The organism is Streptomyces hypolithicus, assembly GCF_052934925.1.
In genome coordinates, this window is sequence record NZ_CM128811.1 from 4,501,137 (window position 1) to 4,521,433 (window position 20,297).

Sequence of the window (20,297 nt, forward strand, 5' to 3'; positions counted from 1 at the left end):
AACCGCACGTGCCCGCAGCCGATCTCGTCGTCACCGCGTCCCGTGTCCGCACCCTGGACCCCGCCCGCCCCGAAGCCACCGCCGTGGCCGTCACCGACGGGCTGATCACCGCAGTCGGAGACGCGGCGGACGTACGGGACTGGCGCGGGCCCGGCACCGAGACCGTCGATCTGGCCGGGGCGACCCTCACGCCCGGACTCGTCGACAGCCACAGCCACCCCGTGTGGGGCCTGGATCTGGCCACCGGCCTCAACCTCTCGGCCGTGCGCGATCTCGACGAGTTGCGCGCCGCCCTCGCAGGCGCCGAGCGCACCGAGGAGGGCTGGATCGTCGCCTTCGGCCTCGACCACAACGCCTTCGGGGGCCGCCCGCTCGACCGCGCCCTGATCGAGGACACCCTCGCCGGTTCCCCCGCCTTCATCCGCCTGTACGACGGTCACTCCGCCCTGGTCAGCGGCGCCGCACTGACCGCGGCCAAGATCACGGGCCCGCGTACCTTCGCCCAGCGCTCGGAGATCGTCTGCTACGCGGACGGCCGCCCCACCGGGCATCTGATCGAGCACGCGGCGATGGACCTGGTGGCCGCCGTCGTCCCCCGGCCCCCCTACGCCGAGCGCCAGGCCCGGCTGGGCGAACTGCTCTCCGCGATGGCGGCCACCGGCCTGACCGGCGCCCACGTCATGGACCTCGGCGGCGACTCCCTGGAGCTCCTCACCGCGGCCGAGGAGGCCGACGGCCTTCCGCTACGGCTCCTCCTCGCCCCCTGGTGCATGCCCGGCACCGACCCGGCGGACCTCGACGAACTGATCGCCCTGCAGAAGCGGGCGGGGCGGCTCTGGAGGGTCGGCGCCGTTAAGTTCTTCATGGACGGCACCGTCGAGGGCGGCACCGCGTGGCTGGAGCACGCCGACTGCCACGGCCAAGGCACCGAAGCGTTCTGGCCGGACCCGGTGGCGTACACCGCTGCCGTACGCCACCTCCACACCGCCGGCGTTCGCACCGCCACCCACGCCATCGGTGACGCCGCCGTGCGGCACGTCCTGGACACCGTCGAATCCCTTGGCGCGAGCGGCCGTCTGCGCCACCGCATCGAGCACATCGAGACCGTCCCCGAGGACCAGATCGCGCGCTTCGCGGGGCTCGGCGTGATCGCGTCGATGCAGCCGCCGCACACGGCGTACACCCGCGCCGACCACACCGACGAGTGGTCGAAGCGGCTGGGCGAGGAGCGGGCCGGCCGCGCCTGGCGCTGCCGTGACCTGCGGGACGCGGGCGCCGTGCTGGCGCTCGGCTCCGACTGGCCCATCGCCCACTACGACGCCCGCCAGGTCCTCGCCTCCGCCCGCACACCGCACGGCGCCGCGCGGGCCGGGCGCGGGCTGACCGGGCTGATGGCGCTGGAGGGCTGCACCACGCACGCGGCTGTCGCCGCCGGCGAACAGGCAGTCGCCGGGCGCATCGCCCCAGGACTGCGCGCCGACCTGACGGCGTTCTCCGTCGACCCCGTCGAAGCGCCGTCCGACGAGGTCGCACAGGCCCCGGTACGGCTCACCGTCACCGGCGGCTCCATCACCCACCGGGGCTGACCGGGTTTCTAGGAGAGTGCCGGCGGCCGAGCTTCGGCTGCGCCCGACCCGTCCCGGCGGCCGGTGCGTGGCTTCTTCGGGGCCTCGACCAGACGCGGGAGGCGGTGCGGGAGCGCTCCGTACCAGGCGTAGCTCAGGGCGTAACCGAAGGACAGGCAGAGCATCCCGCCCACCGCGTCCAGCCAGAAGTGGTTGGCGGTGGCGACGATCACGACCAGGGTGAGCGTCGGGTAGAGCAGGCCGAGGATCTTCGCCCAGGGGGCGGAGGCCAGAGCGAAGATCGTCAGGCCGCACCACAGGGACCAGCCGATGTGCATGGACGGCATGGCGGCGTACTGGTTCGACATGTTCTTGAAGTCGCCCGAAGCCATCGAACCCCAGGTCTGGTGGACCAGGACCGTGTCGACGAAGTTGTGCCCGTTCATCAGGCGGGGCGGCGCCAGGGGGTACAGGTAGTAGCCGAGCAGGGCGACGCCCGTCGTGGCGAAAAGGACCAGGCGGGTCGCCGCGTAACGGCCCGGCTGCCTACGGAAGAGCCAGACCAGGACGCCGATGGTCACGATGAAGTGCAGGGTGGCGTAGTAGTAGTTCATCGTCACGATGAGCCATGTAACCGAGTTAACGGCCCGGTTGAACGACTCCTCGAAGGCCAGCCCCAGGGTCTGTTCGGCCGCCCAGATCCAGTCCGCGTTGCGCAGCGCCGCGGCCTTCTGCTCCGGGACGGCGTTGCGGATCAGCGAGTACGTCCAGTAACTGACGGCGATCAGCAGGATCTCGAACCAGATACGCGGCCGGCGCGGCGAGCGCATCCTCCGCAGAGCAGCCCGAGCAGCCCACCGCTCGGACGGTTGCTGCTGCTCCTCGGCCACGACGGGTGAGAGGGAAGCGGCCGTCCGGCCTTCGAGAGTTTTCACCGTCGCGTCACCCATGGGGAGAGAGTCTGCCAGATGAGCACCACCCCTCCGATCATCCTCCAGTCGGGTGATGCCTGCACCTGCTACGCCTCAGGAACGAGGCCCCGAAGCCGTTGAACCGCGTACCACCAGTTCCGGCATGAAGACGAACTCGCTGGGGGGTGCCGGGGTGCCGCCGACCTCCTCCAGGAGGGTGCGCACCGCGGCCTGGCCCATAGCCGTCACGGGCTGGCGGATCGTCGTGAGCGGCGGATCAGTGAACGCTATGAGCGGTGAGTCGTCGAAGCCGACCACCGACACGTCGTGCGGTACGTCCAGGCCCAGCCGTCGGGCGGCCCGGATCGCGCCGAGCGCCATCATGTCGCTGGCGCATACGACCGCCGTGCAGCCGCGTTCGATCAGGGCGGAGGCGGCGGCCTGGCCGCCCTCCAGGGTATAGAGGGAGTGCTGGATCAGCTCCTCCGTCTCCTCCGGGGACAGCCCGAACCGCTCCTGCATACCGGTCCTGAACCCCTCGATCTTGCGCAGTACGGGCACGAACCGCTTCGGGCCGACGGCCAGGCCGATCCTGGTGTGGCCGAGCGACGCCAGGTGCGTGACGGCCAGCCGCATCGCGGCCCGGTCGTCCGGTGAGATGAAGGGGGCCTGGACTTTCGGTGAGAAACCGTTGACCAGGACGAAGGGAACACCCTGGGCGCGCAGCTGCTCGTATCGCTGCATGTCCGCCGTGGTGTCCGCGTGCAGTCCGGAGACGAAGATGATGCCGGAAACGCCCCGGTCCACCAGCATCTCGGTGAGTTCGTCCTCGGTGGACCCGCCGGGTGTCTGGGTGGCGAGGACCGGGGTGTAGCCCTGGCGGGTCAGGCCCTGGCCGATGACCTGGGCGAGCGCCGGGAAGATCGGGTTCTCCAGCTCGGGGGTTATGAGGCCGACCAGTCCCGCGCTGCGCCGCCGCAGGCGGACCGGGCGTTCGTATCCGAGGACGTCGAGTGCGGCCAGTACGGATTCACGGGTGGCCGCGGCAACCCCCGGTTTGCCGTTGAGCACGCGGCTGACCGTCGCTTCACTGACCCCCGCCTGGGTTGCGATGTCAGCAAGCCGTGCGGTCATCGGATACCTCCGTGGATGCCCCGGCCTTTGGGCCGGGGAGGAATCGGACCCCTGCGGAGCAGGGCGAGGGGCGGGGATTCGCCATCAGGGGCGGATCGCCGGTCATTACCCACCGTGCGCAGGTAGTCACAAGTTGTTATGGTGGTTTGTGGGCTGTGGCCACTTATGTGAAGCGGGCGTTCAAGTACCGCTTCTATCCGACGGATGTGCAGGCAGTTGAGCTGTCGCGCACCTTCGGATGTGTGCGCAAGGTCTACAATATGGCGCTTGTCGCCCGCACGGAGGCGTGGGCGCTGCGGCAGGAGCGGGTCAACTGCAACGCCACCTCGGCGATGCTGACGGCGTGGAAGAAGACCGAGGAACCGTCGTTCCTCAACGAGGTCTCCTCTGTTCCGTTGCAGCAGGCGCTGAGGCACTTGCAGGGGGCGTTCACCCACTCCTTCGCCAAGCGGTCGAAGTACCCGCGTTTCAAGTCGAAGCGCACGTCCCGTTCCAGTGCCGAGTACACGTCCTCCGCGTTCCGCTACCGGGACGGAATGCTGACGCTGGCGAAGATGTCCGAATCGCTGGACATCGTGTGGTCCCGCCCCCTTCCCGAAGGTGCGCAGCCGTCGACCGTGACCGTGTCCCGGGATGCTGGCGGGCGCTGGTTCGTCTCCCTGCTGTGCGACGACACCCCGGCCCCGATGCCCTCCACCGCGGCGGCTGTCGGTATCGACGTGGGTACCACCAGCCTGTTGACGCTCTCCACGGGGGAGAAGATCACCAACCCCCGGCACGAACGCCGCGACCGGGCGCGGCTCGCGAAGGCCCAGCGGCGCCTGTCCCGCAAGACCAGGGGATCGGCGAACCGGGCCAAGGCCCGTATCAAGGTCGCCAGGGTCCACGCCCGCATCGCGGACCGGCGGCGCGACTTTCTCCACCAGTTGACCACTCGGCTCGTGCGCGAAAACCAAACGCTCGTGATCGAGGACCTGACCGTACGCAACATGCTCAAGAACCACACCCTGGCCCGCGCCATCTCGGATGCGGCGTGGACCGACCTGCGGATGATGCTGGAGTACAAAGCCCAGTGGTACGGGCGGAACCTGATCACCGTCGACCGGTGGTTCCCCTCCTCCGAACTGTGCTCGACCTGCGGCAGCATCCAAGGGCGGATACCCCTCAGCGTCCGGACGTGGACGTGTGACTGCGGAACGACCCATGACCGGGACGTGAACGCGGCAAAGAACATTCTGGCTGCCGGGCTGGCAGTGACAGTCTGTGGAGCCGGTGTAAGACCTCAACGGAGCACTCCGGGCGGGCAGTCGGCGATGGAGCAGAAACCCTCACGGCGCGAGCCGTGAGAATTTCCCTCCTTCAGGAGGGAGAGAAGTCAATTGTGCCCTGTTGTGTCGCGCATGTCAGATTGCCCACCACACGCAGGAATCGGGCGCAAGGGTGACCCAGGAGCCCTCGGTGACCGGGGTGGCGGACGCGATCAGCAGGCGTCCGGGGGTGGGGAGTTCGGCGGGGCGGGCCGTGGTGTTGAGGGCGCAGACGACGCCGGGGCGGGCGAAGACCAGCAGGCCGTCGGGGTATCCGCCGGGCGGCTGCCGCCACGTCATCGGGCCGTCGCCGAGGCCGGGAAGTTCGCGACGCAGGGCGAGCGCGGAGCGGTAGAGCTCCAGCGTGGAGTACGGGTCGCCGGTCTGCGCCTCGACGGTCAGCGACTTCCAGCTGTCGGGCTGCGGCAGCCAGCCGGTGGCCGGCACCGGCGAGAAGCCGTACGGCGGCTCGTCGCCCGACCAGGGCATCGGCACCCTGCTGCCGTCGCGCAGCCCGTCCTGGCCGTCGCTGCGGAAGAAGGAAGGGTCCTGGCGCACCTCGTCGGGCAGGTCGGTGACCTCGGGCAGGCCCAGCTCCTCGCCCTGGTAGAGGTACGCCGAACCGGGCAGCGCCAGCATCAGCAGCGCGGCCGCGCGGGCCCGGCGCAGCCCCACCAGCCCGTCGCCGGCGCCGTACCGGGTGAGGTGGCGCACCACGTCGTGGTTGGACAGCACCCAGGTGGTGGGGGCCCCGACGGAGGCGGTCGCGGCGAGCGAGGCGTCGATGACGGCGCGCATCGCCTGCGCGTCCCACGGGCAGTTCAGGAACTGGAAGTTGAAGGCCTGGTGCAGCTCGTCGGGGCGTACGTACAGGGCGAGGCGCTCGGGGGAGGGGGCCCACGCCTCGGCGACCCCGATGCGCTGCCCGTCGTAGGTGTCGAGGAGCCGGCGCCAGGAGCGGTGGATGTCGTGGACGCCGTCCTGGTCGAAGAACGGCAGGATCTGGGAGCCGATCATCTTGGCCTGCTCGCGGGCGCCGATGTCGGGCAGCCCCTCGGCCTTGACCATGCCGTGGGCGACGTCTATGCGAAAGCCGTCCACGCCCAGGCCCAGCCAGAAGCGCAGGATCGAGTCGAACTCCTCGTGGACCTCGGGGTTGTGCCAGTTGAGGTCGGGCTGCTGGGGCGCGAAGAGGTGCAGGTACCAGTCGCCGGGGCGGCCGTCCTGGTCGGTGGTGCGGGTCCAGGCCGGGCCTCCGAACACCGACTCCCAGTCGTTGGGCGGCAGTTCTCCGCCGGCGCCGCGCCCCGGCATGAAGTGGTAGCGCTCGCGGGCCGGTCCGCCCGGCTGGTCCGCGAGGGCGGCCCGGAACCAGGCGTGCCGGTCGGAGGTGTGGTTCGGGACGATGTCGACGATCACCCGCAGGCTCAGTTCGTGCGCCCGGTTGATCAGTGCGGCGGCGTCGTCGAGGGTGCCGAAGAGCGGGTCGACGGTCCGGTAGTCGGCCACGTCGTACCCGCCGTCGGCCTGCGGCGACGCGTAGAACGGCGTGAGCCAGACCGCGTCGGCGCCCAGGGCGGCCACATGCGGCAGGCGCTCGCGGATTCCGCGCAGATCACCGATGCCGTCGCCGTCGGAGTCCGCGAAGGAGCGCACGTACACCTGATAGATGACGGCCTCGCGCCACCAGAGCTGCTGCGGCTCCTGCGTCATGGAAGATCCCTCTCGTACGGAGCGGTCCTGGCCGGGGTCGGTCACGGTGAGATCAACGCGGATGCGCTCCGAAAGTAACAGTCCTGCAAGTCCTTGCGGTAGTCGTTGCAGTGCGCCGCGTCAGTGCTTTATGGCTGCCCCGCCCGTCTGGCAAGGGGCTCGACGGCAACCGTGAGGACACGCCGATGTAACGATCGCCTGGTCTTGCGGAAAATCTTCGCAAGCTCTTTCGGACTTCTTTCATCCTTGTTACGTTCCTCGACGACCCGGCGCCGCGACGGAGCGGTTCGGCAGTTGAAGGAGTTCAGATGCGACGTGGCACAGTAGCCACCGCCCTGGTCGCGACCCTGGCGCTCGCGGCGACAGCATGTGGTGGCGACAGCGGCGGCAGTGACGAGAAGAAGGCTTCGGGCAAGCTGTCCGGCACCGTCACCTGGTGGGACACCTCCACCGTGGGCAGCGAGGACAAGGTCTTCAAGAAGCTCGCGGAAGGCTTCGAGAAGAAGCACCCGGATGTCGACGTGAAGTACGTGAACGTGCCCTTCGGTGAGGCGCAGAACAAGTTCAAGAACGCCGCCCAGTCCGGTTCCGGCGCCCCCGACGTGATCCGCTCCGAGGTCGCCTGGACCCCGGAGTTCGCCGACCTCGGCTACCTCGCTCCGCTGGACGGCACGGCCGCCCTCAAGAACGAGAAGGACTTCCTGGAGCAGGCCGCGGCCAGCACGAAGTACGACGGCAAGACCTACGCGGTGCCGCAGGTCATCGACTCCATGGGTCTCTTCTACAACGAGAAGATATTCAAGGACGCCGGTGTCGAGGTCCCGAAGACCATCGACGAGCTGAAGACCGTCTCCGAGAAGATCAAGGACAAGACCGGCAAGACCGGGCTCTACCTGCGCGGCGACGACGCGTACTGGTTCCTGTCCTTCCTCTACGGCGAGGGCGGCGACCTGGTCGACGCCAAGGCCAAGACCATCACCGTCGACAACGAGGCCGGCGTCAAGGCGATGAAGGTCGTCAAGGACCTCGTGGACTCCGGCGCCGCGAAGACGGACGCCACCGACGGCTGGGAGAACCAGCAGGCCGCCTTCAAGGACGGCAAGGTCGCGATGATGATCAACGGCCCGTGGGCCGTCGCCGACACCTTCGCCGGCAAGGAGTTCAAGGACAAGGCCAACCTGGGCATCACCACCGTCCCGGCCGGCTCCGCGGGCCAGGGGGCCCCGCAGGGCGGCCACAACCTCGCCGTCTACGCGGGCTCCAAGAACCTGGACGCCTCCTACGCCTTCAGCGAGTACATGACCTCCGCCGAGAGCCAGACCATGGTCGCCAAGGAGCTCAGCCTGCTCCCGACCCGTACCTCCGTCTTCGCGGAGCCGGACGTCTCGGGCAACCAGATCGTCGGCTTCTTCAAGCCCGTGGTCGACAAGGCCGTCGAGCGCCCCTGGATCCCGGAGACCGGCAGCCTCTTCGCGCCGCTGGTGACCGAGTACACCAAGGTCCTCACCGACCAGACCACCCCGGAGAAGGGCGCCGAGACCACCGGCGACTCGTACCGCAAGCTCCTCAAGGGCTGGAAGTAACAGGAAGGCAGGCCGACTGATGGCTGTCCACACCAGCCAGTCGGTGGTGAAGGCCGCGGGCGACGACATCGTCGCCCGCGGCCCCAGCCGCGGTGCTGGCAATCCGCCGGGCAGGCTCCGGCGCTCGCTCTCGACCCACTGGTACGCCTGGACCATGGTCGCCCCCGTGGTGATCGTGATTGGCGCGATCATCGGATACCCGCTGGTTCGCGGGATCTACCTGTCGATGACCGACGCCAACGAGCGCAATGTCGAGCGCAACATCGGCGTCAACCAACTCCCCGCGACGTACGAGTTCGTGGGGCTGGACAACTATGCCGACGCGCTTACCGGCGACCAGTTCCTCGCCACCCTCGGCTGGACCCTGGTGTGGACGGTCTCCTGCGTCAGCGTCACCTTCCTGCTGGGCCTCGGCCTGGCGAACATCCTCAACCGCAGGATCGCCGGACGCTCCTTCTACCGGATGATGCTGATCCTGCCGTGGGCCATCCCCGGCTTCGTCTCCGTCTTCGCCTGGCGCTTCCTCTACAACGAGGACCGCGGATTCCTCAACCGGATCCTGGCCGGCGGCGGCATCGACGCGGTGCCGTGGCTCAACGACCCGACCTGGGCGAAGCTGTCGGTCATCGCCGTCAACGTATGGCTCGGCGTGCCGTTCATGATGGTCGCCCTCCTCGGCGGCCTGCAGTCCATAGCGGGCGAGCAGTACGAAGCCGCCGAGATGGACGGCGCGAACGCCTGGCAGCGCTTCCGGCACATCACCCTGCCGGGGCTGCGCCCCGTCAGCGCCACCGTGATCCTGCTGAGCACGATCTGGACCTTCAACATGTTCCCGGTGATCTTCCTGCTCACCCGCGGCGGACCCGGCGACGCCACCCAGATCCTGGTCACCCAGGCCTACAAGTTCTCCTTCGAGATCAGCCCGCGCGACTTCGCGCAGTCCTCGACCTGGGGCGTGCTGATCCTGATCCTCCTGATGCTCTTCGCCGCGGTCTACCGGCGAGTGCTCCGCAAGCAGGGAGATGTCTGGTGACCACCGACACCGCCACCCCACCGGCTTCCGCCAACGCCCCGCTGCGCGGTCGGCGCTCCCCGCTGGCCTCCGCCGGCCTGCACATCACGCTCGTCGTGGCGTCCGTGATCGCCGTGTTCCCGGTGCTGTGGGTCCTGCTGACCTCCCTGAAGCCGGCGGCGTACGCGACGAGCACCGCCTTCGTCCAGGACACGACACTGGCGAACTACACGAACCTGCTGAACGACACCCCGTTCCTCACCTGGTTCGCCAACTCGCTGGTCGTCGCCGGTCTGACCACGGTCCTCGGCGTCTTCGTCGCCGCCACCACCGGCTACGCCGTGAGCCGCTTCCGGTTCCCCGGCAAGCGCGGCCTGATGTGGACCCTGCTGATCACCCAGATGTTCCCGGTCGCCGTCCTGATCGTGCCGATCTACAACATCATGTCGAGCATCGGCCTGCTCAACCAGCCGGTCGGCCTGGTGATCACCTACCTCACCATCTCCGTGCCGTTCTGCGCCTGGATGATGAAGGGCTTCTTCGACACGATCCCCCGCGAGATCGACGAGTCCGGCCAGGTCGACGGCCTCACCCCGTTCGGCACGTTCTGGCGGCTGATCCTGCCGCTGGCCAAGCCGGGCATCGCGGTGACCGCGTTCTACTCCTTCGTCACCGCGTGGGGCGAAGTGGCGTACGCCTCCGCCTTCATGGTCGGCGACGAGAACCTCACCCTCGCCGGCGGCCTCCAGAAGTTCGTCAACCAGTACGGCGCCCAGTGGGGCCCGATGGCCGCGGCCTCCGTGCTCATCGCCGTCCCCGCCGCGATCGTCTTCCTCTTCGCGCAGCGCCATCTGGTGACCGGCGTCTCTGCCGGAGCCGTCAAGGGCTGACGGCGCCAAGGGCCGGCCGCCCTTCACGCATACGCCCGCACCGCATACGTCGGTGGTCGCCGGGCCCGCCCGGGCGGGCCCGGCCGCCGCTCCCACCCCGAGACTCACAGGGACGACATGACCCAGCACCTCGCTGCTCCCACCGCCCCCACCAGTGCCCCCGCCGGTGCCCCCACCATGGGAAACCGGCGCACCGGCTGGTGGCGCGACGCGGTGATCTACCAGGTCTATCCGCGCAGTTTCGCCGACGGCAACGGCGACGGCATGGGCGATCTCGAAGGGATACGCGGCCGGCTCCCGTATCTCAAGGAGCTTGGCGTCGACGCCGTGTGGCTCAGCCCGTTCTACGCGTCCCCGCAGGCCGACGCCGGCTACGACGTCGCCGACTACCGGGCCATCGACCCCATGTTCGGCACCCTCCTCGACGCCGACGCACTGATCCGCGACGCCCACGCACTGGGCCTGCGCATCATCGTCGACCTGGTGCCCAACCACTCCTCCGACCAGCACGAATGGTTCAAGCGCGCGCTCAAGGAGGGGCCAGGCTCGGCGCTGCGGGAGCGCTACCACTTCCTCCCCGGCAAGGGTGTGAGCGGTGAACTCCCGCCCAACGACTGGGAGTCCATCTTCGGGGGCCCCGCCTGGACCCGTACCACCGGCCCGGACGGCATGCCCGGCGACTGGTACCTGCACCTCTTCGCGCCCGAGCAGCCCGACTTCAACTGGGAACACCCGGCCGTCGCCGACGAGTTCCGCTCCATCCTGCGGTTCTGGCTCGACATGGGCGTCGACGGCTTCCGCATCGACGTGGCGCACGGTCTCGTCAAGGCGGACGGGCTGCCCGACCTCGGCAGCCACGACCAGCTGAAGCTGCTCGGCAATGACGTCATGCCCTTCTTCGACCAGGACGGCGTCCACGAGATCTACCGTTCCTGGCGGCAGATCCTCGACGAGTACCCCGGCGAGCGCATCGGCGTCGCCGAGGCGTGGACGCCGACCGTGGAGCGTACCGCCAACTACGTGCGCCCCGACGAGCTGCACCAGGCGTTCAACTTCCAGTACCTGGGCACCTCCTGGGACGCCGCCGCGCTGCGCGAGGTCATTGATGTATCGCTCGCCGCGATGCGCCCCGTCGACGCGCCCGCCACCTGGGTGCTGTCCAACCACGACGTGACCCGCCACGCCACCCGCTTCGCCAACCCGCCCGGCCTCGGCACCCAGATCCGCACCCCCGGCGACCGCGGCCTCGGCCTGCGCCGGGCCCGCGCGGCGACGATGCTGATGCTGGCGCTGCCCGGTTCGGCGTACGTCTACCAGGGCGAGGAGCTGGGTCTTCCCGACGTCACAGACCTGCCCGACGAGGCCCGCCAGGACCCGTCGTTCTTCCGCGCGGACGGCCAGGACGGCTTCCGCGACGGCTGCCGGGTGCCGATCCCGTGGACCGAGGACGGCACGTCGTACGGCTTCGGTGCGGGCGGCAGCTGGCTGCCGCAGCCGGCCGGCTGGGGCGGCCTGAGCGTCGAGGCGCAGACCGGCGACCCCGGCTCGACCCTGGAGCTGTACCGCTGCGCGCTGGCCGTACGCCGTGACCATCCCGGCCTCGGCGCCGGTACGGACGTGACGTGGCTGGACGCGCCCGAGGGGGTCGTCGCCTTCGCCCGCGAGGGCTTCGTCTGCACGGTCAACGCGACGGACACGGCCATCCGCATCCCCGCTCCCGGCCGCGTCCTCCTTGTTAGCGGCGAAGTCACCGTCGCAGAAGGGGACTTCGAGCTGCCGGCGGACACCGCGGTGTGGTGGACGGTGTGACCGTTCCCGCGCCGCGGCTGGTGCACATCGCGGAGCACGCGTGTGTCAGCGAGGCCACCGTCAGCCGGGTCCTGAACGGCAAGCCGGGCGTCGCGGACACCACGCGTCAGCGGGTGCTCGCGGCGCTCGACGTCCTCGGATACGAGCGCCCGGTGCGGCTGCGGCGGCGCAGCGCCGGCCTGATCGGGCTCCTGACGCCCGAGCTGACCAACCCGATCTTCCCCGCGTTCGCCCAGGTCATCGAGCAGGTCCTGGCCGGGCACGGCTACACGCCGGTGCTCTGCACCCAGCTGCCCGGCGGGGCGACGGAGGACGAACTCGTCGAGCAGCTGGTCGAGCGGGGGGTCGGCGGCATCGTCATCCTGTCCGGCCTGCACGCCGACCTCTCGACCGACCCCGCGCGCTACGCCGACCTGGCGGCGCGCGGGGTCCCGTACGTACTCATCAACGGCTACAACGACGCGATCAGCGCCCCCTTCGTGTCGCCGGACGACCATGCCGCGATGCGGATGGCGGTCCGCCACCTCGCGGACCTCGGCCACGAACGGATCGGTCTCGCGGTCGGCCCGCAGCGGTACGTCCCCTCGCGTCGCAAGCGGGAGGGCTTCGTCGACGCGCTCGCCGGCGTGCTGCACCTGCCACGGGACGAAGCCGAACTCCACGTGCAGCACACCCTGTTCAGCGTCGAGGGCGGCCAGGTGGCGGCCGGCGCGCTGCTCGACAAGGGCTGCACGGGGATCGTCTGCGGCAGCGACATGATGGCGCTCGGCGTGGTGCGCGCGGCGCGCGACCGCGGTCTTGAAGTCCCCGACGACGTCTCGGTCGTCGGCTTCGACGACTCGCAGCTGATCGCCTTCACCAACCCGCCGCTGACGACGGTGCGCCAGCCCGTGCAGGCGATGGCGACCGCGGCGGTCGGCGCCCTGCTGGAGGAGATCGGCGGGAGCCCGGTGCAGCGCACGGAGTACGTGTTCCAGCCGGAGCTGGTGGTACGGGGCTCCACGGCGCAGGCGCCGGTGGGCGGCGCACGCGGGTGAGCGGGCCCGGGGTGGCAGAGGGAGCCCCGGACCGGCCCTGGTCGGGCAGCGGGGGTGCGGTGGCCCGAGGAAACCCCCTGCATACCCGACCCGGCCGGACGGGCGCGTGGGACCCGGACCAGCCGGGACCCCCGACCGGCCGGACCGGAGTCGTAAAGAAGTTAACAGGACCGCAATTGCTTGCGAAAGAGATTGCAGAAAGAAATCTGCCAGGTTTCCTGCGTGTGAGCGGACTGTGTCACAAGGGTTGACCCGGCTGGTGAGGGCTCGTACGGTCTGCTCGGCAGCAGGGTTTCATTTCTTGCTGCAAGAACCTTCAAGGCCTTGAGGGCAAGGCGCGTTGCCGCGCAGGGCTGCACCGTCGCACCCGCACCTCCCCCCATGCAGGAGGAACCATGGCTCGCAGACCCTTCTCTGCCGCGCTCGCTCTCGCTCTCACCGCCGGCGCGGTCGCCCTCGTGGCACCAACCGGTCCGGCACAGGCGGCCCCGCCCGGAACCAGGGACGTCACCGCCGTCCTCTTCGAGTGGAAGTTCGACTCGATCGCCCGGGAGTGCACCCGGACCCTGGGACCGGCCGGCTACGGCTTCGTCCAGGTCTCACCGCCTCAGGAGCACATCCAGGGTGGCCAGTGGTGGACCTCGTACCAGCCCGTCAGCTACAAGATCGCCGGCCGGCTCGGTGACCGCAACGCGTTCAAGAACATGGTCGACACCTGCCACGGCGCGGGCGTCAAGGTCATCGCCGACAGCGTCATCAACCACATGGCGGCCGGCAACGGCACCGGCACCGGCGGCTCCTCGTACCAGAAGTACGACTATCCCGGCGTCTACTCGGGCGCGGACCTGGACGACTGCCGCTCGCACATCAACAACTACGGCGACCGCGGGAACGTACAGAACTGCGAACTGGTCGGGCTCGCCGACCTGGACACGGGCGAGGACTACGTGCGCGGCCGCATCGCCACGTACCTGGGCGACCTGCTCTCGCTGGGCGTCGACGGCTTCCGCATCGACGCGGCGAAGCACATGCCGGCCGGGGACCTCGCCAACATCAAGTCCCGGCTGAGCAATCCGGGCGTGTACTGGAAGCACGAAGCCATCCACGGCGCAGGCGAGGCGGTGTCGCCGAGCGAGTACCTGGGCTCGGGTGACGTGCAGGAGTTCCGGTACGCGCGTGACCTCAAGCGGGTCTTCAACAACGAGAACCTCGCCTACCTGAAGAACTACGGCGAGGGCTGGGGGTACATGGAGAGCGGCAAGTCCGCCGTCTTCGTCGACAACCACGACACCGAGCGCGGCGGCGACACCCTGAGCTACAAGGACGGCGCCAACTACACGCTGGCCAGCGTCTTCATGCTGGCCTGGCCGTACGGCGCCCCGGACGTCCACTCCGGGTACGAGTGGTCCGACAGGGACGCCGGCCCGCCGAACGGCGGAACGGTGAACGCCTGTTACAGCGACGGCTGGAAGTGCCAGCACAACTGGCGCGAGATCCAGAGCATGGTCGGCTTCCGGAACGCGGCGCGCGGTCAGGGCGTCACGAACTGGTGGGACAACGGGGGCGACCAGATCGCGTTCGGCCGGGGCAGCAAGGCGTACGTCGCCATCAACCACGAGGGCGGGTCGCTGACCAGGACCTTCCAGACGGGGCTGGCGGGCGGTACGTACTGCGATGTCCAGAACAACCGGATCGTGACGGTCAACGGCTCCGGCCAGTTCACGGCGACGCTTGGGGCGAACACGGCGGTCGCGCTGCACGTGAACGCACGCAGCTGCTGACGCGGGTTCCGCGGCTGGGGCTCCGCCCCAGACCCCGCTCCTCAAACGCCGGAGGGGCTGGTATTCCAGCCCCTCCGGCGTCTTGAGTACACGCCCACCGTCCCGCACCACACCACCACCGAGAGGGAACCACCCCCATGCCCCCCAGACTCGGCAGAGTCGCCGCAGCCACCGCGGCCGCCCTGTTCGCGGCGCTCATACCCGCCCCGCCCGCATCCGCCGCGAAGCCACCACCCGCGCCGCCCTCGGACCGCGCGCTCGCCGCCGAGCCCGCCCGGCACGACCTGACGCGGGAGCAGTTCTACTTCGTACTGCCCGACCGGTTCGCGAACGGTGACCCCGGCAACGACCGCGGCGGCCTCACCGGCAGCCGCCTGGACACCGGCTACGACCCCACCGACAAGGGTTTCTACCAGGGCGGCGACCTCAAGGGCCTGACCAAGAGGCTCGACTACATCAAGAACCTCGGTACCACCTCCATCTGGATGGCGCCGATCTTCAAGAACAAGCCCGTCCAGGGCACGGGCAAGGACGCCTCCGCCGGCTACCACGGATACTGGATCACCGACTTCACCCAGGTCGACCCCCACTTCGGCACCAACGCCGACCTGGAGAAGCTGATCGACAAGGCCCACGACAAGGGCATGAAGGTCTTCTTCGACGTCATCACCAACCACACCGCCGACACGGTGGACTACGCCGAGAAGAAGTACGGCTACCGCCCCAAGGGCGCGTACCCCTACCTCGACACGTCCGGCAGGCCCTTCGACGACCGCGAAGACGGGGGGAGGAAGTCCGTCAACACCGACACCGACTCCTTCCCGTACACCCCCGCCCCCCGCCAGGACGAGCGCAAGGTCCCTGCCTGGCTCAACGACCCGACGATGTACCACAACCGGGGCGACTCCACCTTCGCCGGCGAAAGCTCCGAGTACGGCGACTTCTCCGGGCTCGACGACCTGTGGACCGAGCGCCCCGAGGTCGTCGACGGCATGGCGAAGATCTACCAGAAGTGGGTCCGCGACTTCGACATCGACGGCTTCCGCATCGACACCGTCAAGCACGTCGACCTCGACTTCTGGACTCAGTGGGCGACCGCCCTCGACGCGTACGCCGAGAAGCGGGGCCGGGACGACTTCTTCATGTTCGGCGAGGTCTACTCCGCCGACACCGGGGTGACCTCCCCCTACGTGACGCGCGGGCGCCTCGACTCGACCCTCGACTTCCCGCTCCAGGACGCCACCCGGGCGTACGTCTCCCAGGGGGCGGCCGCCGGCAAGCTCGCCAAGGTCTTCGCCGAGGACTACCGCTACACCACCGACCAGGCCAACGCCTACGCGCAGGTGTCCTTCACCGGCAACCATGACATGGGCCGCATCGGGACCTTCCTCAAGCAGGACAACCCGAAGGCCGACGACGCCGAGCTGGTCAAGCGGGCCCGCCTCGCCAACGAGCTGCTGTTCTTCTCGCGCGGCAACCCCGTCGTCTACTACGGCGACGAGCAGGGCTTCACCGGCGCGGGCGGCGACAAGGACGCCCGGCAGACCCTCTTCGCGTCGAAGACCGCCGACTACCTCGACGACGACCAGCTCGGCACTGACCGTACGCACGCCTCCGACGCGTACGACCCCACCCATCCCCTCTACCGGTCGATCGCCGACCTTTCCAAGCTCACGAAGTCCCACCCCGCCCTGCGAGACGGCGTCCAGCGCGAGTTGCACGCGGAAGGCTCCGTGTACGCGTTCTCGCGCACCGACGCCGAGCGCCGGACGGAGTACGTCGTCGCCACGAACAACGCCGCCGAGCCGAAGACCGTCGAGCTGACCACCGGCTCGGCCGCGCACACCGGCTTCCGTGCGCTGTACGGCGCCTCCGGGACGGTACGCAGCGACGCCGGCCGCAAGGTCGAGGTCACCGTGCCGGCACTGTCCTCCGTGGTGCTCCGGGCGGCGAAGCCCCTGCCCGCCCCCACCGCCAAGCCGTCCGTCACCCTCAAGGCCCCCGCGGCCGGCGCCACCGGCACCGTGGAGATCAGCGCGGACACCGACGGCGGGCAGCTGACCCGCGTCGTCTTCGCCGCCCAGATCGGTGACGGCCCGTGGCGTACGCTCGGCTCCGCCGATCACGCCCCGTACCAGGTGACCCAGTACCTGGACGCAAAGGTGGCGGCCGGAACCCCCGTGCGGTACAAGGCAGTTGTGGTCGACAGCGCCGGACGCACCGCGAGCGCACTCGCCGCCACGACGGCCGGCCGGGCTTCCGCGCCGGACAGGCCGTCGGCGGTCGAGCGCGACTACGCCGTCGTCCACTACAAGCGCGCCGACGGCGACTACGAAGGTCACCGCCTCAGGTCCGGCGACGGCACAGCCCCCTTCACCGGTCGTGACGCGTACGGCGCCTTCGCGTGGATCAAGCTCGCCGAGGGTGCGTCGTCCTTCCCGTACACGGTCGAGAAGAACGGCACGGCGGACGGGCCGCAGCGCACCGTCGACCTCGGCGCGACCGGCGAGGTCTGGATCGAGCAGGGCAAGGACGGCCAGGCCACCAAGGCCCCCGACGGCGCCTACCCGCCCCAGGACAAGACCAAGGCAGTGCTCCACTACCAGCGCGCCGACGGCGACTACGACGGCTGGGGACTGCACACCTGGACCGGGTCCAAGAACCCCACGGACTGGGCCAGGCCGCTGATGCCGGTGAAGAAGGACGCGTACGGCGCGACCTTCGAGGTCCCGCTCGCCGATGGCGCGACCTCGCTCAGCTACATCCTGCACAAGGGTGACGAGAAGGACCTGCCCAGCGACCAGTCCCTGGACCTCGCGACGTACGGCAACGAAGTCTGGATGCTAGCCGGGCAGCCCACGTACCTGCTGCCGCAGACCGGCGGCGCGGCCTCGCTCGACCTGAGCAAGGCGGAGGCCCAGTGGATCGACAAGGACACGGTCGTCTGGAAGGTCGAGGCCACCGAGGCCACCAGCCAACAGCTCGTGTACGCGCGTGACGGCGGCATCGAGGTCGAAGGCGGGGCGCTCTCCGACGAGGGCCGGTGGCTGCGCATGAACACCGGTCCACTCACCGACGCCCAGAAGACCAAGTACCCGCACCTCAAGGACTACCCGGCCTTCACCGTCGACCCGCGCGACCGCGACCGCGTGCGCGAGGCCCTGCGCGGCCAGATCATCGCCACCCAGCGTGCCGCCAACGGCGCTCTGCTCGCCGCGACCGGCGTCCAGCTGCCGGGCGTAATCGACGACCTGTACAGCGGGTCCGCCACCAAGGCGTCGCTGGGCCCCGTCTTCACCAAGGGCCGCCCGACGCTGTCCCTGTGGGCGCCCACCGCTCAGCACGTCGCCCTCGACATCGACGGCAAGGCGGTGCCGATGCGGCGCGACGACCGCAGCGGCGTCTGGTCCGTCACCGGCGGCAAGCGCTGGACGGGCAAGCCCTACCGGTACGCCGTCAAGGTCTGGGCGCCCAGCGTCCAGAAGGTCGTCACCAACCAGGTCACCGACCCCTACTCCACCGCCCTGACCGCCGACTCGGCCCGCAGCCTCGTCGTCGACCTCACCGACCCGAAGCTCGCTCCCAAGGGCTGGTCCGGGCTGAGGAAGCCGGCCGCGACCCCGCTGCGCGACGCGCAGATCCAGGAGCTGCACGTCAGGGACTTCTCGATCGGCGACCGCACGGCGAAGCACCCGGGGGAGTACCGGGCCTTCACCGACCGCGAATCGAAGGGCATGAACCACCTCGGCAAGCTGGCCGACGCCGGCACGTCGTACGTCCACCTGCTGCCCGTCTTCGACATCGGCACCATCCCGGAGAAGAAGGCCGACCAGCAGCGCCCCGCCTGTGACCTGTCGGTCTACGCCCCCGACTCCGAGGAGCAGCAGGCGTGCGTGGCCAAGGCGGCGGCGAAGGACGCGTACAACTGGGGCTACGACCCGCTGCACTTCACCGTCCCCGAGGGCTCGTACGCGAGTGACCCCGACGGGACGCGGCGTACCGTGGAGTTCCGGCAGATGGTCCAGGGCCTGAACAACTCCGGCCTGCGCACGGTCATGGACGTCGTCTACAACCACACGGTCGCGTCCGGCCAGGCCGACAAGTCCGTACTCGACAAGATCGTGCCCGGCTACTACCAGCGGCTGCTGGCCGACGGCACGGTGGCCACGTCCACGTGCTGTGCGAACACCGCGCCCGAGAACGCCATGATGGGCAAGCTCATGGTCGACTCGGTGGTGACCTGGGCCCGCGACTACAAGATCGACGGCTTCCGCTTCGACCTCATGGGCCACCACCCGAAGGCGAACATGCTCGCCGTGCGCAAGGCCCTCGACGAACTGACGCCCGCCAGGGACGGCGTCGACGGCAAGAAGATCATCCTGTACGGCGAGGGCTGGAACTTCGGCGAGATCGCCGACGACGCGCGCTTCGAGCAGGCCACCCAGAAGAACATGGCCGGCACGGGCATCGCGACCTTCTCCGACCGGGCACGCGACGCGGTGCGCGGCGGCGGGCCGTTCGACGAGGACCCGGGCGTGCAGGGCTTCGCCTCGGGCCTCTACACCGACCCCAACACGTCGGCGGCCAACGGCACCGAGGCCGAGCAGAAGGCGCGGTTGCTGCACTACCAGGACCTGATCAAGGTCGGCCTGACCGGCAACCTCGCGGCGTACACCTTCACCGACACGTCCGGTCGTACGGTCAAGGGCTCCGAGGTCGACTACAACGGCGCCCCGGCGGGATACGCGGCGGCGCCGGGCGACGCCCTGGCCTACGCGGACGCCCACGACAACGAAACCCTCTACGACGCTCTCGCCTTCAAGCTGCCCGCTTCGGTGAAGGCGCAGGACCGGGCTCGCATGCAGGTGCTCGCGATGGCCACGGCGGCGCTGTCGCAGGGGCCGGCGCTGTCCCAGTCGGGCACCGATCTCCTCCGCTCGAAGTCCCTCGACCGCAACTCCTACGACAGCGGCGACTGGTTCAACGCCATCCACTGGGACTGCCGTGACGGCAACGGCTTCGGGCGCGGACTGCCCCCGGCGCCCGACAACAAGGCCAAGTGGGGTTACTCGAAGCCGCTGCTGACGGCGCCGTCGCTGACGGCCGGATGCGCGGAGATCGACGGGGCGTCGGCGGCGTACCGGGACCTGCTGAAGATCCGTACGACGGAGAAGGCGTTCAGCCTCGGCACGGCGGATCAAGTGCAGACGGCGGTTTCCTTCCCCCTCTCGGGGCGGGACGAGACGCCTGGCGTCATCACGATGAGGGCGGGGGACCTGGTCGTGGTCTTCAACGCGACCCCTTCGGCGCAGAAGCAGAAGGTCGCCGGGCTGGGAGATGCGGCGTACTCGCTGCATCCTGTGCAGCGGGCGGGGGCGGACGCGGTGGTCAAGGGCGCGGCGTACGACGGGGCGAGCGGTACGTTCGAAGTCCCGGCCCGCACGGTGGCGGTGTTCACGCGCTAGCCGGGGGTGGCGGCGGGGCGGTTCGGGGCGGCCCGCGGTGGGCGTTCCCCGACCCGCCCCTTCCCGAAGCCGGGGGCAGGTCCCCCGGAC

Annotated in this window: 11 protein-coding genes and 1 pseudogene; 9 read left to right on the forward strand and 3 right to left on the reverse strand. The window is 69.7% G+C overall.

Annotation, left to right across the window (positions count from 1 at the left end; all coding sequences use genetic code 11):
* The first annotated feature begins 8 nt into the window (after positions 1-8).
* Positions 9-1,586: an amidohydrolase gene (locus ACU6WZ_RS21290; RefSeq protein ID WP_447029714.1), complete on the forward strand. Its 1,578-nt coding sequence runs from the start codon at positions 9-11 to the stop codon at positions 1,584-1,586.
* 8 nt (positions 1,587-1,594) lie between these two features.
* Here the strand turns inward: ACU6WZ_RS21290 and ACU6WZ_RS21295 are convergent, their stop codons facing one another.
* Together ACU6WZ_RS21295 and ACU6WZ_RS21300 are read right to left on the reverse strand one after the other, a co-directional pair.
* On the reverse strand, positions 1,595-2,515 hold the full coding sequence (locus ACU6WZ_RS21295) for a phosphatase PAP2 family protein (protein ID WP_447029715.1): 921 nt from the start codon (positions 2,513-2,515) through the stop codon (positions 1,595-1,597).
* 75 nt (positions 2,516-2,590) lie between these two features.
* Positions 2,591-3,610: a LacI family DNA-binding transcriptional regulator gene (locus tag ACU6WZ_RS21300; RefSeq protein WP_447029717.1), complete on the reverse strand. Its 1,020-nt coding sequence runs from the start codon at positions 3,608-3,610 to the stop codon at positions 2,591-2,593.
* A gap of 155 nt (positions 3,611-3,765) precedes the next feature.
* Between ACU6WZ_RS21300 and ACU6WZ_RS21305 the strand changes: the two genes are divergently transcribed.
* Entirely contained in the window at positions 3,766-4,956 is a 1,191-nt protein-coding gene (locus ACU6WZ_RS21305) for an RNA-guided endonuclease InsQ/TnpB family protein (protein ID WP_447029718.1), read from the forward strand.
* Between the two features lie 57 nt (positions 4,957-5,013).
* On the opposite strand, the gene ACU6WZ_RS21310 is transcribed toward ACU6WZ_RS21305, so the two are convergent.
* Complete coding sequence (locus tag ACU6WZ_RS21310) at positions 5,014-6,630, reverse strand: glycoside hydrolase family 13 protein (RefSeq protein WP_447029720.1); 1,617 nt, start codon at positions 6,628-6,630, stop codon at positions 5,014-5,016.
* A 308-nt stretch (positions 6,631-6,938) separates the two neighbouring features.
* On the opposite strand from ACU6WZ_RS21310, the gene ACU6WZ_RS21315 reads away from it, so the two are divergent.
* The 7 genes and pseudogenes from ACU6WZ_RS21315 to pulA all read left to right on the forward strand — a co-directional run bounded on the left by ACU6WZ_RS21315 (position 6,939) and on the right by pulA (position 20,207).
* Positions 6,939-8,213, forward strand: a complete 1,275-nt coding sequence (locus ACU6WZ_RS21315) for an extracellular solute-binding protein (RefSeq protein ID WP_447029721.1) — start codon at positions 6,939-6,941, stop codon at positions 8,211-8,213.
* 19 nt (positions 8,214-8,232) lie between these two features.
* The gene (locus ACU6WZ_RS21320; RefSeq protein ID WP_447029723.1) at positions 8,233-9,246 is read left to right on the forward strand and encodes a carbohydrate ABC transporter permease; all 1,014 of its coding nucleotides are present in this window, start codon (positions 8,233-8,235) and stop codon (positions 9,244-9,246) included.
* Positions 9,243-10,115 carry a sugar ABC transporter permease gene (locus tag ACU6WZ_RS21325; RefSeq protein ID WP_447029724.1) on the forward strand — a complete coding sequence of 291 codons (873 nt, stop codon included), beginning with the start codon at positions 9,243-9,245 and terminating at the stop codon, positions 10,113-10,115. Before ACU6WZ_RS21320 ends, ACU6WZ_RS21325 begins: the two co-directional genes overlap by 4 nt.
* 117 nt (positions 10,116-10,232) lie before the next feature.
* Positions 10,233-11,924 carry a glycoside hydrolase family 13 protein gene (locus ACU6WZ_RS21330; RefSeq protein WP_447029725.1) on the forward strand — a complete coding sequence of 564 codons (1,692 nt, stop codon included), beginning with the start codon at positions 10,233-10,235 and terminating at the stop codon, positions 11,922-11,924.
* Positions 11,909-12,961: a LacI family DNA-binding transcriptional regulator gene (locus ACU6WZ_RS21335; protein WP_447029726.1), complete on the forward strand. Its 1,053-nt coding sequence runs from the start codon at positions 11,909-11,911 to the stop codon at positions 12,959-12,961. Before ACU6WZ_RS21330 ends, ACU6WZ_RS21335 begins: the two co-directional genes overlap by 16 nt.
* 395 nt (positions 12,962-13,356) lie before the next feature.
* Positions 13,357-14,739, forward strand: a pseudogene (locus ACU6WZ_RS21340) (alpha-amylase); the annotation flags it as partial.
* A gap of 140 nt (positions 14,740-14,879) precedes the next feature.
* Positions 14,880-20,207, forward strand: coding sequence for a pullulanase-type alpha-1,6-glucosidase (gene pulA / locus ACU6WZ_RS21345; RefSeq protein WP_447029727.1), 5,328 nt, complete (start codon positions 14,880-14,882; stop codon positions 20,205-20,207).
* Positions 20,208-20,297 lie beyond the last annotated feature (90 nt).